Source organism: Variovorax fucosicus (assembly GCF_030316825.1).
Taxonomy (GTDB): domain Bacteria; phylum Pseudomonadota; class Gammaproteobacteria; order Burkholderiales; family Burkholderiaceae_C; genus Variovorax; species Variovorax fucosicus.
Genome location: NZ_JASZYU010000001.1, coordinates 138,386 through 155,305, shown reverse-complemented (window position 1 = coordinate 155,305; position 16,920 = coordinate 138,386). Strand labels below are relative to the sequence as shown.

Here is a 16,920-nt window from a genome sequence, read left to right as displayed (position 1 = left end):
AGCCGTCAGGCTGGCGTCCGGCCCGCCTGCCTAGAGTGGGCCGCATGCGAATCCTGTGTCTCGCCCTGCTGGTGTCGCTGACGGCTTGTGCCGTCGGCCCGGACTACCGGCGCCCGGCGTTGCCCGAAGGCGCCGCGGCGCCGGCCTTCAAGGAAGGCGACAGCTTGAAAACCAGCGGCGGCTGGAAAACCGCCACGCCGGCCAGCGCGGACACAGCCCTCCCCTGGTGGGCTGCTTTCGGCGACCCGCGGCTCGACGCACTGGTTGCTGAAGCCGTCAGCGCCAACCAGGACATCCGGATTGCCGAAGCACAGTACCGCGAGGCGCAGGCGCTGGTGCAGAACGCGCAATCTGCCTGGTACCCGACCGTGGGCGTCGATGCTTCGGTGAGCCGAGCGCGCAGCAAGACCGCCACCGGCTCGACCACGCTCGGCAACGCGCACGCCTGGTCGCTGCAGGCCGGCTGGGAGCCGGATCTCTGGGGCAGGGTGCGCCGCGCAGTCGAAGGCGCGAGCGACAGCGCAGAGGCCAGCGAAGCGGATCTGGCCGCGGCGCGCCTTGCGGTTCAGGCGGAGCTGGCCAATGACTACATCCAGCTGCGTGTCGCCGATGCGCAGCAGAAGCTCTACGACCGCACGCTCGAGGCTTACCGAAAGTCCCTGCAGATCACGCAAAGCCAGTACCGCGCCGGCGTGGTGACGCGCAGCGACGTGGAACTCGCCAACACTACGCTGCAGGCGGCGCAGGCCCAGGCGATCGACACCGTGCTCACGCGCCGCCAGCTCGAGCATGCAATCGCGGTGCTGCTGGGCAAGACGCCGTCCAGCTTCTCGCTGCCGCCGGACGACCTGGCGCTCAAGTTGCCGCAGGTGCCCGTCGGCCTGCCGTCGGAGCTGCTCGAGCGGCGGCCCGACATCGCGGGCGCCGAGCGCCGCGCCGCCGCCGCCAACGCCGGCATCGGCGTCGCGCAGGCGGCCTACTACCCGACGCTTTCGCTCACGGCCGGCGGCGGCTTCAGCGGCGCCGGCCTGGGCCGCTGGCTGGCCGCGCCTGACAAGGTGTGGGCGCTCGGCGCCGCGCTGGCCGGCACGCTGCTCGACGGCGGGCTGCGCAGCGCGCAGGTGGCGCAGGCGCGTGCCGTCTTCGACGCCTCCGCCGCCCAGTACCGCAAGACGGTGCTGGCGGGCTTCCAGGAGGTCGAGGACAACCTGGCCGCGCTCGAACTGCTGGCGCAGGAGCGCGATGCGCAGGATCAGGCGGTGACCTCGGCACGCGCGGCGGAGCGAGTGTCGCTGAGCCAGTACCGAGCCGGCACCACCACCTACCTGAGCGTCGTGACGGCCCAGGCGCTCGCGTTGACCAATGAGCGCACGGCCTTGCAGCTCGAGAGCCGCCAGTTCGCCGCCAGCGTCGCGCTGGTCAAGGCGGTGGGCGGCGGCTGGAATGCCTCGCAGCTGCAGGCGTCCGCAAACACGGCTTCGGCCGGGAAATGAAAGTCATGGTGTCCCCTGAATCCCCCGTTCGCCGGCGTATGCGCTGGCCTGTCTACCTGCTCGCGCTGCTGGTTGTGCTCCTGCTGGCCTGGGGCGGTTGGCACTGGCTCGGCCCGAAGCCGCCGCGCGCCAATACCGGAGCGGCGCCGGTGCCGGCCAGCACCGTGCGGGTCGCCCGCGAAACCGTGCCGATCGCGCGCAGTGGCGTCGGCACGGCAATGACCGTGGCGACCGTCACCGTGCGCACGCGCATCGACGGCCAGCTCGACCGCGTCGACTTTCGGGAAGGGCAGGACGTCAAGGCCGGCCAGGTGCTGGCGCGCATCGATCCGCGCACCTACCAGGCACAGCTGGAGCAGGTGCTCGCGCAGAAGGCCAAGGACGAGGCGCAACTGGCCAATGCGCGAGCCGACCTGAAGCGCTACGGCGACCTTATCAAGGAAGACGCGACCAGCCAGCAGACGCTCGACACGCAGCGCGCGCTGGTCGGCCAGCTGGAGGCCGCGCTCAAGAGCGACCAGGCACAGATCCACTTCGCGCAGGTGCAGCTGGACTTCACCACCATCAGCGCACCGATCGGCGGGCGCGTCGGCGCGCGCCTGGTCGATCCCGGCAACATCGTGCATGCCGCCGATGCCAACGGGCTGCTGGTGATCAACCAGATCGACCCGATCGCGGTGCAGTTCACCTTGCCCGAGGCCAGCTTCCAGTCGGTGAACAGTGCGCTGCGCGACAGCCGCGAGCCGCTGCAGGTGCAGGCGATCGACCGCGACACGCGCGCCGTGCTCGCCACGGGCAAGCTGGTGCTGCTCAACAACCAGATCGACACCGCCACCGGCACCATCGCGCTCAAGGCGCAGTTTCCGAATGCCGAGCACAAGCTGTGGCCCGGGCAGTCGGTCGATGCGCGCGTGGTGCTGGGCGAGCGCGCCGATGCGCTCACGGTGCCGCAGGCGGTGGTGCAGCGCAGCCAGGCCGGCTTCTTTGCCTACGTGGTCGGGCCGGACGACAAAGTGCGCGTGCAGCCGGTCGAGGTGGCTGACACCGCCGATGGCAAGGCCACCATCGGCAAGGGGCTGGCAGCCGGCGACCGCGTCGTGGTCGATGGCCAGTACCGCCTGACGCCAGGTGCGCGCATCGCCGAATCCCGGGCGAACGGCGATGCGCCGACCACCGTTGCAGGAGCGAAACCTTGAGCATCTCGGCCGGTTTCATCAAGCGGCCGATCGGCACCTCGCTGCTGGCGCTGGCGGTGCTGCTGATCGGCATCGTCGCCTGGCCGCTGCTGCCGGTGGCGCCGCTGCCGCAGGTCGACTTTCCGACGATCCAGGTCACGGGGCGATTGCCGGGTGCGAGCCCGGAGACCATGGCCGCCAACGTGGCGCAGCCGCTGGAGCGCCAGTTCTCGCTGATCGCGGGCCTGAGCCAGATGAGCTCGAGCAGCTCGCTCGGCCAGTCCCAGATCACGCTGCAGTTCGACCTGGATCGCAACATCGACGGCGCCGCGCTTGACGTGCAGACCGCCATCAACGCGGCGGGCGGGCAGTTGCCCAACAACCTGCCGAGCCCGCCGAGCTTCCGCAAGATCAACCCGGCCGATTCGGCGGTGCTGATCCTGGGCGTGCAGTCCAAGGTGCTGCCGCTGATCCAGGTCAACGACTATGCCGACAACGTGCTGGCGCAGCAGATCTCGCGCATCGCCGGGGTCGGGCTGGTCAACATCTTCGGCGTGCAGAAGCCGGCGGTGCGCATCCAGGTCGACCCGGCCAAGATCAAGGCGGTCGGCCTGAGCCTGGAAGACGTGCGCGGCGTGATCGCCCAGACCACCGTCAGCCAACCGACCGGCACGCTCGACGGCGAGCGCCAGGCGCTCAACGTCTACACCAACGACCAGCTGCTCAAGGCCGCGCCGTGGAACGACATGGTGCTGGCCTGGCGCAACGGCGCGCCGATCCGCGTGCGCGACGTCGGCGTGGCCGTCGACGGGCCGGAGAACAGCAAGGTGGCCGCCTGGGGCTACGCGGACAAGGCGGCGCACGGCGACGAGCCCGAAGCCAACCGCGCCATCATGCTGGCCATCACCAAGCAGCCCGGTGCCAACGTGATCGAGACGGTCGACCGCATCCAGGCCGCGCTGCCGCGGCTCAAGGCCGCGATTCCGCCGAGCGTGACCGTCGACACGCTGGTCGACCGCACCCAGACCATCCGTGCCTCGGTCAAGGACGTGGAGTTCACGCTGGTGCTGTCGATCGCGCTGGTGGTGGGCGTGATCTTCGTCTTCCTGCGCAACGTGACCGTCACGCTGATCCCGAGCGTCACGGTGCCGCTCGCGCTGCTGGGCACCGCGGCCGTGATGTACGTGGTGGGCTACAGCCTGGACAACCTCTCGCTGATGGCGCTGACCATCGCGGTCGGCTTCGTGGTCGACGACGCGATCGTGATGCTGGAGAACATCTACCGCCACATCGAGGACGGCATGGCGCCGCTGGAGGCCGCGCTGCAGGGGGCCGGGGAGATCGGCTTCACCATCATCTCGATCTCGGTGTCGCTGGTGGCGGTGTTCATTCCGCTGCTGCTGATGGGCGGCATCGTCGGGCGCCTTTTCCGCGAGTTCGCGGTCACGGTGACGCTGACCATCGCCGTCTCGGTGCTGATCTCGCTGACGCTCACGCCGATGCTGTGCGCGAGGTTCCTCAAGCCGCACGCCGGCGGCGAGCAGCACGGCCGCGCCTACCAGCTCTTCGAGCGCGGCTTCGACGCCATGCTGAACGGCTACAAGCGCGGCCTGCACCTGGTGCTGCGCCATCCGTTCATCACGCTGATGAGCTTCATACTCACGGTGGCGGCCACCGTGGCGTTGTTCGTCGTGATTCCGAAGGGCTTCTTCCCGCAGCAGGACACGGGCTTCATCTTCGGCTCCGCCGACGCGGCGCAGGACTCTTCTTCCGCTGCCATGCACGATCGCATGCTGCAGCTGGCGGACATCATCCGGCGGGACCCGGACGTGGCCTCCTTCGGCATGCAGGCCGGCGCCAGCACCTTCAACTCGGGCAATTTCTTCATCGGCCTCAAGCCCGTGGACGAGGGCCGCACCGCGACTGCCGACGAGGTGATCGCGCGGCTGCGGCCCAAGCTCGCGCCGGTGCAGGGCGTCACGCTCTTCATGCAGGCCGGCCAGGACATCAGCGTCGGCGGGCGGCTGTCGCGCACGCAGTACCAGTACACGCTCACCGATTCCGACCTGGCCGAGCTCAACCTCTGGGCGCCGCGGCTGCTGGACACAATGCGCCGGCTGCCGGAGCTGACCGACGTGACTTCCGACCAGCAGAACGCCGCGCCCACCGCCATGGTCACGGTGGACCGGCAGCGCGCATCGAGCTACGGCATCTCGCCGGCGATGGTCGACGCCACCATCTACGACGCGATCGGCCAGCGCCAGGTGGCGCAGTACTTCACCCAGCTCAACAGCTACAACGTGGTGCTCGAGGTCACGCCCGAACTGCAGCGCGACCCCTCGCTGTTCGACCGCCTCTACCTCACCTCGCCGATCAACGGCCAGCAGATTCCGCTCTCGACCTTCGTCAAGCTCGACACCAGCAAGACCGGCTACCTCGCGATCGCGCACCAGGGGCAGTTCCCGGCCGTGACGCTTTCGTTCAACCTGAAGCCGGGCGCCTCGCTGGGCCAGGCGGTGGATGCGATCAACGCCGCGCAGGCCCGGATGGGCGTGCCGCCGACGCTCTCGGGCACCTTCCAGGGCGCGGCGCAGGCCTTCGGCGATTCGCTGCGCACCCAGCCCTACCTGATCGCGGCGGCGCTGATCTCGGTCTACATCGTGCTGGGGCTGCTCTACGAGAGCTACATCCACCCGCTGACCATCCTGTCGACGCTGCCTTCGGCCGGCGTGGGTGCGCTGCTGATCCTGATGGCCGGCGGGTACGATCTGAGCGTGATCGCATTGATCGGCATCATTCTCCTGATCGGCATCGTGAAAAAGAACGGCATCATGATGGTCGACTTCGCCCTGCACGCGGAACGCGACAAGGGCATGTCGCCGGCCGATGCGATCTTCGAAGCCTGCGTGCTGCGCTTCCGGCCCATCATGATGACCACCATGTGCGCATTGCTGAGCGGCCTGCCGCTGATGCTCGGCCACGGCGCCGGCTCGGAACTTCGGCGCCCGCTCGGCTACGCGATGGTGGGCGGACTGATCCTGTCGCAGATGCTCACGCTCTTCACCACGCCGGTGATCTACCTCTACCTCGACCGGGCGCACCACTGGTACGTGCGCCGCAAGGCGGCACGCCGGCAGAACTGGCCGCCCGAGGCAGCCGCGGCGGGAGCTGCGATCGAATGAAAGTGCTGATCGTCGAAGACGAGCGCAAGACGGCCGACTACCTGTACCAGGGCCTGACGGAGCAGGGTTGTGCGGTCGATCTCGCCTTCGACGGCATCGACGGCCAGCACATGGCGCTGCACTTCGACTTCGACGTGATCGTGCTCGACGTGATGCTGCCGGGGCTCGACGGCTTCTCGATCCTCAAGTCGCTGCGCAGCGTAAAGAACACGCCGGTGATCATGCTGACCGCGCGCGACGGCGTGGAAGACCGCGTGCGCGGCCTGCAGGACGGTGCCGACGACTACCTGGTCAAGCCGTTTTCCTTCCTCGAACTGCTGGCCCGGCTGCAGGCGCTGACGCGCCGCGGGCGCAGCCACGAGTCGACGCTGCTGCGCGTCGGCGACCTGCGCGTCGACCTGATCAGCCGCAAGGCGGTTCGCGGCAGCCAGCGCATCGACCTCACCGCCAAGGAGTTCGCGCTGCTCGCGGTGCTCGCGCGGCGCCAGGGCGAGATCCTTTCCAAGACGGTGATTGCCGAGCTGGTGTGGGACATGAACTTCGACAGCAACACCAACGTGGTCGAGGTCGCCATCAAGCGGCTGCGCACCAAGATCGACGCACCCTTCGGCCGCAACCTCCTGCACACCATCCGCGGCATGGGCTATGTGCTGGAGAACCGCGGCGGCGAGGTGCCCGAATGAGGAACTCGATCGCCGTGCGGCTGGCGCTGATGTTCGCCGTCGCGGCGATGGCGGGCTTCGCGCTGGTCGGCGCTTCGCTGCACCGGGTGCTCTCGCACGAGCTCCTGCGCCACCAGGAGGAGCAGATCGACGCCCGCCTGGAAGACATGGCGTACATCCTGCAGCATGGCCGCGCGGCGAAGCTTGGTGAACGCATGCGCGAAAAGCTCGAGACCCTGAGTTCCGCAGACACCCGCACCCGCTTCTGGATGTGGAGCGAGGACCCGGCGTTCCGCTACGGCGCCGACATGCCGCAGCTCGCCGCCGCTATGCAGCAGAGCGTGGAGCTGTCTGTCGGAACGCCCCCGAAGCCCATGCGCGTGCGCGGCCAGTCACTGCCGGCCAACGACCTGCGCCCGGCGGTGCGCTTCATGGCCGGCGTGGACGCCGAGCCCTTCAGCAGCACCCTGCGCGCCTTCGAGACCGCGCTCGTCGCGCTGACGCTCGCCGGCACGGCGCTGGCGGCCGCGCTGGGCTACTGGATCGCGCGCATCGGCCTCGGCCCGGTCCAGCGCCTGTCGGCCGATGCCCAGCGCATCGGGCCCGACAACCGCGCGCAACGCCTGCAACTGCCGGCCCTGCCGCGCGAGCTGGCCCATCTTGGCGCCTCGTTCAATGCGGCGCTCGACCGGCTCGATGCGGCCTACCGGCAGCTCGAGACCTTCAGCGACGACGTGGCGCACGAGTTGCGCACACCACTGGCCAACCTGATCGGCCAGACGCAGGTTGCGCTGGCGCGTCCGCGCAGCGCGGCCGAACTGCAGGAGGTGCTGCAGTCCGATCTCGAAGAACTGGAGCGGCTGCGCACGATCGTCTCCGACATGCTGTTTCTCGCGCGCGCCGAGCAGGGCGTGCGGGCCCGCAGGCTGGTGGCCTCCTCGATCGCGGCGGAGGTCGACAAGACGGTGGAGTTTCTCGAGCTGCTGCTCGACGAGGCCGGCATGACGGTGCAGGTTGAGGGCGACGCCATGGCGCCGATCGAGACCTCGCTGTTCCGCCGCGCACTGACCAACCTGCTGCAGAACGCGATCCAGCATTCGCAGCCGGGCGCCAGCGTGCTGGTGCGCATCGGCCAACAGGCGCATTCGGCCGAGGTGAGCTTCTCGAACCCGAGTGCGCCGATCGCGTCCGATCAGTTGCCGCGCCTGTTCGACCGCTTCTACCGCGTCGACGTCTCGCGCCGCAACAGCGGCGAGAACCACGGGCTCGGCCTGGCCATCGTCAAGGCCGTGGCCCTGATGCACAACGGCACCGTGTTCGCGCGCTCGACCGGGGGCACAACGACGGTCGGCTTCAGCGTGGCGCTCGACCCGGTGCCGGAAATGCGCCTGAGCGTTCGTTAGAACTCGGTTGTCTTTCGGCCGCTTCCGGCATTTCGTTCAGCCCCTCGTGAGCGCTGCTGCTTGTAGGGCTTCACGCCGCGTCATGCGGCAAGCGGCAAGCGCACAACCCGTTGAATGGCTCGGGGGTTCCTTCTATCGCGGTCGACTTCAGCGTCCGGGAGAATTGGCGACATGAGTTCGACGATCGATCCGACCACCCTACGTGTCTTCATCGCTGTCTGCGAAGAAGGAACAATCCTGCGCGCGGCCGAGCGGGAGTTCATTGCGGCTTCGGCCGTCAGCAAGCGGATCGCTGACGTCGAAGCGGCCGTTGGCACGCCACTGTTGCATCGAAGTCAGCGCGGCGTGCATCCGACGGCAGCCGGTGCGACCTTGCTCGCACAGGGGCGCGTCATCTTGCGCAGTCTTGCCAAGTTGAAGGCTGAGCTGGGAGAGTATGCGCAAGGCGTTCGCGGGCATGTTCATGTGCTCGCGAACGTGTCTTCGATTGTGGAGTTCCTGCCTGAGCAGCTGATCGATTTTCTCGCCGCGCATCCGGACATTCGTCTAGACGTCGAGGAGCGCACCAGCGCGAGCATTCTTAGAGGCATCGCGGAAGGCGTGGCGGACATCGGAGTTTGCCGCAACGTTGGGGAAATGGAAGGGGTCGAGTGCACAATGATCGGAGTCGATCATTTCGCTGCGGTCGTGCCTGAAGCGCACCCGTTGGCGCAAAGCAAGCGCCTGGCGTTCACGGACACGCTGGAATACGACCATGTTGGCCTTTCGCTTAACACGACTGCCTCGTCCATCATGCAGCGCGTCGCCGCCGCGGCCGGAAGCGAGATTCGCTATCGGATTCATGTTTCGTCCATAGATGCAGCGCTTCGGCTGGTTCATAGCGGCTTGGCAATTTGCGTCATGACACAGGAAATAGTCGCTCGCTATCGCAGCATTTACCGCTTGCGCGCAGTGCCGTTGACTGATGTCTGGGCAACGCAGGAATTTTCACTCTGCATTCGCAGCGACCCCGCTCTGTCGCCGGCGGCGCGCTTGCTATTCGATCATTTGCGCGCAAAGAAAAGCGGCTGAGATCCTGAACTGGTCGATTGCGATGGGCTTTATCGCGTGTTGCTGCGTGAACTACGAAGACCTACACGAGTTCTTGGTCATCGACGTATCGGCACCATAGTGTTTGATCCAGCTGCGTACTGTGCAGTCGCGGCAATTGCATCCGCAACTGCGATGTTCGATTCCGTCAGACCCTGCGGAAGCACGACCACACCGTCCTCATCCGCAACCAGCCGCGCGCCGGGGGTGAATGTGACTCCGCCGAAGTGAACCGGGATATCCATCTCGCCCCTGCCACCGATGTCAGCTCGGCGCGGAATCGTCCCGAGCGCTTTCACCCCGATGTCCATCTTGTCGATCTCGATTCGATCGCGGATCTGGCCGTTGACGATTACGCCAGCCCATCCGTTGCGGGCCACCAGACCGGCCATGACATCTCCAAACAGCGCACGCCACTCCAAATCGGCGGCGTCGATGACGAGCACCTGTCCATTTCCGGCTTGATTGACCATGACGCGCAGCGCGCCAATCCCATCCGTATAGCGCGCGGTGCGGATGTCGCCCGCGAAAGCGCGTCTCCGGCCGAATCCCAAAAAGGGAAGTTCGCATACCTGCGCCCCTTCGCAGGCGTCGCAAAGATCGGTGGTTTTGAAGCTCATACGTGCATCGTAGGCGCGCACAGGTGCCAACGGATAGCGCATTCCGCGATAGCCCAGATGCCGTCTGAGCACTCGTGCCAGCCGCGCTGGCACTGCGGCTGGGCTTCCAAATGCTATGCCAAGCGACGATAGCCCCCGTGACGCATCAGCACTTCATGCGCAGGGTTCGATGCCCCTAGAGTGCCGTCAAAGGTTCAATCCATGACGACTATCCACCTCAATTCGCGCGTCCTTTTCCTGAGCGACGACCCCGAAGTCGTCGAGCGGCAGCTCCAGGGCGAAAACCTGGCCTTGGTGGAGGCTGGCACGCTCCGAGACAACGTTTCAACAGACGAGATCACCCCGGCGACGATGGCCACCGTCTGGGACGAGCGCCTGGGCCGCTATCCCTACCTGGGCTTTGTCTCGGGAGGTCGTTGTCCGATCGGAATCGATGCGGTTAAGAACGGCGGTTTTGCGGTCACCGTCGCCGGCAAGCGCTACGGCAAGGGCTCTTCGCGCGAGCACAGCCCGATGTCAGAGCGCACCGCCGGCATTCGTTTGGTGATCGCGGAAAGCTTCGAGCGGATCTATCGCCAGAACGCTGACAATCTTGGCCTGTTCACCTCTACCGACTTCAGTCTCATCGAGCGCGTCCAGAATGGCGAGCCGATCGACATCGAGGAATTGGTGGCTTCGCGTGATACCCAGGCGGCGGCCATCCTGCGCCATGGGGGGTTGCTGCGCTATGGGCGCGAGCGGATGAAGAAAATCAGCCTGCCGCCCGCGGGCGCCGGCAGCAGCGGCCCAAGAACGCTCGTCGAGAAAATCATCGCCAGGCACTTGATGGTGACCGGCGACAGCGGCTCCGATCTGAAGGCCGGCAGCGGGGCCTTCGTTCGACCCGATTGGCGCTTTCTTATCGAGTACTACACGCCGATGTGCGCACACATGCTGCATGCGGAGTTCGGCCGGCCACTCCAGTTGCACGATCCGCAGAGTGTGCGCCTGTTCGAGGACCATACCTCCTATATCCACCGCAGCGTCGCCCACGCACGCGGCGGATTGATGCCTGCCATTCAGATCCTCGTTCGCGAGCACCGCAAATTTGTCGAGGAGTACGGCTTGATTGCCCATGGCTTGCTGGCGGGTGGTGCTGGCAGCGAAGGCATCTCGCATCCGATGATGTCCGAGCGCTATGCATTGCCTGGCCAAATCCTCGTCGGCACCGACTCGCATACCACCCACAGCGGCGCGCTCGGTTGCCTTGCCTTCGGCGTGGGCAGCACCGAGATGGCCAACGCCCTTGTCACCGGCTTGGTTCGAATTACCGTTCCTGCGTCGCTGCGAATTGAACTCACGGGCCGGCTGGCAACAGGGGTAAGCGCCAAGGATGTCGTCCTGCACCTGCTGGCCGACCCTCGCATTCGAGCCGGCTCCGGGGTTGGCAAGGTGTTCGAATTCTGCGGCTCGGTGATCGCCCAGCTTTCCACCGACGAGCGAACCACCCTGACCAACATGAGCGCGGAACTCGGCGGCTTCACCGGCATCGTTGCCCCCGACCAGGAAACAGTGCGCTTCTTGCGTGAACGCCGGGGCATCGACGTTCAGCTGCAGGACTGGATGCGCAGCGATGCGGGAGCTTCCTATGCTGAGACCATCCAGGTCGACTGTTCCACGCTCGCGCCGATGGTGGCTCGTCCCGGCGATCCTGGCAACGGTGTGCCTGTCACTGAGTTGGTGGAGCGCCCCAAGGTCGACATCGCCTACGGCGGCTCGTGCACGGGCGGCAAGCGCGAGGACTTCGACGCATACCACGAGGTGCTTTCATGGGCTGTGGAACGGGGCATGCGAGTGCATCCGGACGTGAAGCTCTATCTCCAGTTCGGCACGATCGACGTTCGCGACTACTGCGTGGAGAAGGGCTATCTCGATGTCTTCGAACGCGCGGGCGCCGAGATGCTTCAACCTTCCTGCGGTGCGTGCGTCAACGGGGGGCCCGGGACGTCAGAGCGAGCGGACGAGGTCACCATCAGCGCCATCAATCGCAACTTTCCTGGGCGATGCGGCCCTGGAAAGGTGTGGCTCGCCAGTCCCGCCACAGTAGTGGCCAGCGCGCTTGCGGGCGAGGTCGCCGCTTTTGCGGAGGTGCAGGCTCGAGCTGACGCAGGGTCCTTGCATACGGCCTGAACAGGAATGCAATCGGCACACGGGTGCCGCCAAGTTGATCGCGCACAACCGAGAGCGAAGCCATCGCGCGCAACGACCAGGCGCTGCGGCGGCGGACCTGCGAATGCGCTTCGTGACCGGCGGGCTTGGGCGACAATTCAGTCCCCCCGCCCAGCCCCCGGAACATGCGCCGCATCGATCCCGTCAGTCTTCAATTGTTCCTCGCCGCCGCGCGCGAAGGCTCGATCAAGCGGGCGGCGGATGCCGAGCACATTGCGCAATCTGCGCTCAGCCGTCGGATTGCCGACCTGGAGCACGCGCTGGGAGTGCAACTCCTGAGCCGCTCCCCCCTCGGCGTCACCCTCACGGAGGCAGGGCAGCGAGCGTACGCCCTCGGTGAAAAACTCGACGCCGATATTCAATCATTCGCGCGAGAGGTGCAGGCATTGAGCGGGGAGGTCGCCGGCACGGTACGCCTGTTTGCCAACTTGTCCTCGGTGATTGGATTTCTGCCTGAGCGACTGCATGCATTCCGTGCCGATCACCCGAACGTGCAGATCGTGCTGCAGCAGTGCTCTACGAGTGAGTGCATCCGAGCCTGTCTGGACGACCGTGCGGATGTAGCGGTCTGTCTCGCAGGCGCGGCCCCCCTGCCTGCGCTTGAGTCCTGGCACTTCGCCGACGACCCGCTGATCGTGATCCTGCCGCCAAACCATCCGTTGGCCAAGCAGCGCGCGATTCGTTTCGCGGAGTTGCTGCGTCACCCGATCGTGCGCATCGAGACCGGTGGGGGGGGCGACATTTTCATACAGGAGCAGGCTGAAAAGCTCCGGATGCCTTACACACCGGTTGTTGCGGTCAGCGGCTACGAGGCCGCCTGCCGCATGGTAGAGGTCGGGCTGGGCGTCGCGATCATGACCGGTAGCGCATTGCGAGCGCTCGCCGGCACGAAGCGCTTCGTGCGACGCCCGCTCGACGAGCCCTGGAAAGACCGGGAACTGCGTGTGTTTGCGCTCAAGAAGTCGAGCCGGCTGCGGGCCGTCGACGCCATGATCGCTGCTCTGCGCAGCTGATCCTCGGATCAGGGCTTTCGTTCGGCCCAATTCACTTTGCGGGTCGGGCCCGCACACCGCATTCGGGCAAGGGTATCGCGTTTCGTCATATCCCTTGTGACGCAAGAGCACTTCGCCCTGCGACGACATCGCACCTACAGTCCGCTCGAGCAAGCATCGCTCTACAAGAACTGCCAGGTGGCGTGGCCGCCGAGGCAGCGGGACCTTCCGCCAATCCCCACGGAGACAAACCATGCGTCTTTCTTTACTTCTCGGTCGCGGAGCCGCTGTCGCCCTTTCACTGTCGAGTCTTGCCGGCACATTCTCGCCAGCGCAGACGCAATCGACCGATAGCAGGCCGCTGCGCCTGATGGTCCCCAATGCGAGGAACTGAAGGCATGAGCACCACCGTTTCCCTCAACGACAAGTACGAGTTGCCGAAGGGCCGCGTGTTCATGACGGGTACGCAGGCGCTTGTGCGTCTGCTGATGGTGCAGAAGGCACGCGACGAAGCGGCGGGCCTGAAGACAGGCGGCTTCGTCTCTGGCTACCGCGGATCACCGCTCGGCTCCGTTGACCAAGAACTCTGGAAGGCAAAAAAGCTCCTCGAACAGAGCAAGGTCACCTTCAACCCCGGCCTCAACGAAGAGCTTGCCGCTACCTCGGTATGGGGTTCGCAGATGACCGGCATGGATCCGAAGGCCACGGTGGATGGCGTGTTCGCCATGTGGTACGGCAAAGGTCCGGGCGTGGACCGCAGCGGCGACGTCTTCAAGCACGCGAACATCGCGGGGACGTCCAGGTTCGGCGGTGTGTTGGCGATCGCCGGCGACGACCATACGTGCAAGTCATCGACCCTGCCGCATCAGAGTGAACAGGCCTTCATCGCCGCCGCGATCCCCGTGCTCAACCCTTCGGGTGTACGCGAATTCCTGGAGTTCGGTCTGCACGGCTGGGCGATGTCGCGCTACTCGGGCTGCTGGATCGGCTTCAAGGCCGTCAGCGAAACCATCGAGACCACCTCGTCCTTCGAGATCGACCCGATGGCGATCGAAACAATAGTGCCGGACAACCAGCAGATCCAGCCGGGCTCGCTGTCGATCCGGTGGCCGGATCCTCCGATGGAGCAGGAGGCGCGGCTGCTGCGCGACAAGCTTCAGGCCGTGCTCGAGTACGTCCGGCTGAACGGATTGAACCGGCAGGAATGGAAGGTTCCGAATGCCAAGTTGGGCATCGTGACCACCGGCAAGAGCTACCTCGATACGCGTGAAGCCCTGTCTTTGCTCGGCATAGACGAAGCCGGCGCCAAGTCCCTCGGACTGCGCCTGCTGAAGATCGGTATGAGTTGGCCGCTCGAACCTGTCTGCGTGACGGAGTTTGCCCAAGGCTTGGCCGAGATCCTCGTCGTGGAGGAGAAACGAGGCGTGCTCGAGCCGCAGATCAAGGAACAGCTCTACAACGCGCCGGCTGATGCCCGCCCGCGCGTTGTCGGCAAGGGGGATGGCGAGGGGGAATGGGTCCGCTCACCGAACGGCTTTTTACTGCCTCCGAACGGCGAACTCACGCCGGCCCTGATCGCCAGAGTCATTGCGCAGCGCCTGCTGCAGGTGCTCGGCGCCGGTGCACTGCCGCAATCGGCGACGGCGGTTCTGGCCGACGCCGGCTGCGCCGCAGCCCTCGACCCGACGCTCCCGCAGCGGCTGCCGTTCTTCTGCTCGGGCTGCCCGCACAACACCTCGACCAAGCTCCCTGAGGGTTCGCGTGCTGGTGCAGGGATTGGCTGTCACGCCATGGCGACCTGGATGGATCGCAATACGGGCAACATCACGCAGATGGGCGGGGAAGGGGCTGCCTGGATCGGTCATGCACCGTTCACCTCCGAGGGCCATATCTTCCAGAACCTCGGCGATGGCACCTACAGCCACTCCGGTTCACTGGCGCTTCGCGCCGCAATCGCCGCGGGCGTGAACATCACCTACAAGATTCTGGCGAATGACGCAGTCGCGATGACCGGCGGCCAGCCAGTCGAAGGAAGTCTGAGCGCCATCCAGATCCTGCAGCAGGTTGCTGCCGAGGGTGTCAAGAACGTGCATTTGGTGTCCGATGACCCTGCGTCGTGGCAAGCCTTGGGCGGCTTGCCCGCTGGAACGGTCGTCAGCCACCGTGACCGACTCGACGAGGTGCAGCGCCAATTGCGGGATACGTCCGGAGTGTCGGTCATCGTCTACGCGCAAACCTGCGCCGCCGAGAAGCGTCGCCGGCGCAAGAAGAAGGAGATGGTCGATCCGCCGAAGCGCGTCGTGATCAACGAGGAAGTGTGCGAAGGCTGCGGCGACTGCGGTGTGCAGTCGAACTGCGTCTCCATCGTGCCGCTCGAAACGCCGCTCGGCCGCAAGCGAACGATCGATCAGAGCTCATGCAACAAGGACTACTCTTGCGTCAAGGGGTTCTGTCCAAGCTTCGTGACCGTCGAGGGCGGTGCCCTTCGCAAGGCTCCCAGATCCCAGAGCGCGTTTCCTGCAGATCTACCCGAGCCCATCATTCCGACGCTGGACCAACCGTACAACGTGCTGATCACTGGCGTGGGCGGCACCGGCGTGGTCACGATTGGTGCGCTCATTGGCATGGCTGCGCACGTCGAAGGCAAGGGCGTCATCATCCTGGACATGGCGGGTCTGGCGCAGAAAGGCGGTGCGGTGATGTCGCATGTGCGCTTGGCTGCGCAGCCTGACGCACTGCATGGCGCGCGAATCGGCCAGAAGCAGGTGGATCTGCTGCTAGCCTGCGATCTGATGGTCGCGGCGGGCAAGGAAGCACTGGCTGCATCCAGCATGGAGCGAACTGCCGCGGTCGTGAATACTCATGTCGCGCCAACCGGCGGCTTCACGAAGAACCTGGATTGGCAGGGTCGCCCCGAAGATCTGTTGGAGCAGTTGAAGTCGGGGGTGAAGCAAACCACAATGATCGATGCGTCGCGCCTCGCCACCAAGCTGCTGGGCGACGCTGTGGCGACGAACGTCTTCATGCTGGGGTTCGCGTGGCAGTCAGGCCGGATTCCCCTTACGGAGGCAGCGCTGCTGCGCGCCATTGAACTCAACGGCACCGCCGTTGCGATGAACACTGCAGCATTTGCCTGGGGACGGCAAGCTGCCTTGGAAATCGACAAGGTGCGCGCGGCGGCCGGTATGGACACGCCGCAGGTGATGCTGATGCCGCAGCGCGCACCGACTCTGGCCATCCTGATTGCAGATCGAAAGACGCGGCTTGCCTGCTATCAGAGTGAAAAGTACGCACAACTTTTCGAGGCCCGTGTTCGTGAGATTGCCGCCCTTGAGGACGCGGTATTGGGGAGCGACCGCGTGGCCCGCGAGGTCGCCGTGAGTCTCTACAAGTTGATGGCGTACAAGGATGAGTACGAGGTGGCCCGCCTCTATACGGAGAGCGGGTTCTTCGAGCGGATTGACCGCGAGTTCGAGGGCGACTTCAAGCTGCACTTCCACCTGGCTCCGCCGCTCTTGGCCAAGCGCGATGGCAATGGGCGTCTGATCAAGAAGGCCTACGGCCCCTGGTTGGTCACTGCGTTCCGGTGGCTCGCCAAGGGCAAGCTCCTGCGGGGTACCGTCTTCGACGTCTTTGCCTACACCGAGGAGCGCCGCAGCGAGCGTGCCGAGTCTGGCCGTTTCCTCGGGCAGATGCGCAAGGTGCTTGCCGAGGCGCGGTCCGAACAGATTGCAACTCTTCTGGAACTCGCGAGGCTGCCGCAAGCCATGCGTGGCTACGGGCATGTGAAGGAAGCGAACGTGGACGCTGCCCGCAGCCGAGAGGCTTATCTGCTTGAGCAACTGCGAAAGCCGGTTACAGCCGGGGCTAAGCAGGTTCAGGATCGCGAAGTCCAAAAGGTCTAAGTCGTCTTGCGTGACGCGCACCCTGATTGCGGAACGATCTTCCTCATGATCACCCTCTACCACTGTGTGAGCGCGCGTTGGAACGTTCGTACCTGGACATCAATGCGTTGGGAACCATTCCGCTGCTGGTCGACGGGCCGCACGGCGATTACCTGGCGCGCGTGGCACCCATCGTTTCCACTTGTTGGTAC

Annotated in this window: 10 protein-coding genes; 9 read left to right on the top strand and 1 reads right to left on the bottom strand. The window is 65.7% G+C overall.

Annotated elements, in window-relative coordinates:
• Positions 1-44: 44 nt before the first annotated feature.
• The 6 genes from QTI05_RS00785 to QTI05_RS00760 all read left to right on the top strand — a co-directional run bounded on the left by QTI05_RS00785 (position 45) and on the right by QTI05_RS00760 (position 8,986).
• The gene (locus QTI05_RS00785) at positions 45-1,493 is read left to right on the top strand and encodes an efflux transporter outer membrane subunit (protein ID WP_286622553.1); all 1,449 of its coding nucleotides are present in this window, start codon (positions 45-47) and stop codon (positions 1,491-1,493) included.
• Positions 1,494-1,531: 38 nt separating this feature from the next.
• Positions 1,532-2,689, top strand: a complete 1,158-nt coding sequence (locus QTI05_RS00780) for an efflux RND transporter periplasmic adaptor subunit (RefSeq protein ID WP_286622552.1) — start codon at positions 1,532-1,534, stop codon at positions 2,687-2,689.
• Positions 2,686-5,850: an efflux RND transporter permease subunit gene (locus QTI05_RS00775; RefSeq protein ID WP_286622551.1), complete on the top strand. Its 3,165-nt coding sequence runs from the start codon at positions 2,686-2,688 to the stop codon at positions 5,848-5,850. Before QTI05_RS00780 ends, QTI05_RS00775 begins: the two co-directional genes overlap by 4 nt.
• A complete protein-coding gene (locus QTI05_RS00770; RefSeq protein WP_286622550.1) occupies positions 5,847-6,533 on the top strand; it encodes a heavy metal response regulator transcription factor in 687 nt (228 codons plus the stop codon). Before QTI05_RS00775 ends, QTI05_RS00770 begins: the two co-directional genes overlap by 4 nt.
• Positions 6,530-7,915, top strand: coding sequence for a heavy metal sensor histidine kinase (locus QTI05_RS00765; RefSeq protein ID WP_286622549.1), 1,386 nt, complete (start codon positions 6,530-6,532; stop codon positions 7,913-7,915). The genes QTI05_RS00770 and QTI05_RS00765 overlap by 4 nt, the downstream gene beginning before the upstream one ends.
• Positions 7,916-8,086: 171 nt before the next feature.
• Complete coding sequence (locus QTI05_RS00760; protein WP_286622548.1) at positions 8,087-8,986, top strand: LysR family transcriptional regulator; 900 nt, start codon at positions 8,087-8,089, stop codon at positions 8,984-8,986.
• A 77-nt stretch (positions 8,987-9,063) separates the two neighbouring features.
• Here the strand turns inward: QTI05_RS00760 and rraA are convergent, their stop codons facing one another.
• Positions 9,064-9,624 carry a ribonuclease E activity regulator RraA gene (gene rraA / locus QTI05_RS00755; RefSeq protein WP_286542694.1) on the bottom strand — a complete coding sequence of 187 codons (561 nt, stop codon included), beginning with the start codon at positions 9,622-9,624 and terminating at the stop codon, positions 9,064-9,066.
• Between the two features lie 201 nt (positions 9,625-9,825).
• Between rraA and QTI05_RS00750 the strand changes: the two genes are divergently transcribed.
• From QTI05_RS00750 to QTI05_RS00740, 3 genes are all read left to right on the top strand, one after another.
• Complete coding sequence (locus tag QTI05_RS00750) at positions 9,826-11,793, top strand: aconitase family protein (protein WP_286622547.1); 1,968 nt, start codon at positions 9,826-9,828, stop codon at positions 11,791-11,793.
• Between the two features lie 164 nt (positions 11,794-11,957).
• A complete protein-coding gene (locus QTI05_RS00745) occupies positions 11,958-12,845 on the top strand; it encodes a LysR family transcriptional regulator (protein WP_286542696.1) in 888 nt (295 codons plus the stop codon).
• A gap of 377 nt (positions 12,846-13,222) precedes the next feature.
• A complete protein-coding gene (locus tag QTI05_RS00740) occupies positions 13,223-16,729 on the top strand; it encodes an indolepyruvate ferredoxin oxidoreductase family protein (RefSeq protein WP_286622546.1) in 3,507 nt (1,168 codons plus the stop codon).
• The last annotated feature ends 191 nt before the right edge of the window (positions 16,730-16,920 follow it).

Coding starts and splice junctions, on each gene's coding strand:
- QTI05_RS00760 (WP_286622548.1), top strand. CDS start 8,087: ATGAGTTCGACGATCGATCCGACCACCCTACGTGTCTTCATCGCTGTC.
- QTI05_RS00770 (WP_286622550.1), top strand. CDS start 5,847: ATGAAAGTGCTGATCGTCGAAGACGAGCGCAAGACGGCCGACTACCTG.
- QTI05_RS00750 (WP_286622547.1), top strand. CDS start 9,826: ATGACGACTATCCACCTCAATTCGCGCGTCCTTTTCCTGAGCGACGAC.
- QTI05_RS00765 (WP_286622549.1), top strand. CDS start 6,530: ATGAGGAACTCGATCGCCGTGCGGCTGGCGCTGATGTTCGCCGTCGCG.
- QTI05_RS00745 (WP_286542696.1), top strand. CDS start 11,958: ATGCGCCGCATCGATCCCGTCAGTCTTCAATTGTTCCTCGCCGCCGCG.
- QTI05_RS00740 (WP_286622546.1), top strand. CDS start 13,223: ATGAGCACCACCGTTTCCCTCAACGACAAGTACGAGTTGCCGAAGGGC.
- QTI05_RS00780 (WP_286622552.1), top strand. CDS start 1,532: ATGCGCTGGCCTGTCTACCTGCTCGCGCTGCTGGTTGTGCTCCTGCTG.
- rraA (WP_286542694.1), bottom strand. CDS start 9,624: ATGAGCTTCAAAACCACCGATCTTTGCGACGCCTGCGAAGGGGCGCAG.
- QTI05_RS00785 (WP_286622553.1), top strand. CDS start 45: ATGCGAATCCTGTGTCTCGCCCTGCTGGTGTCGCTGACGGCTTGTGCC.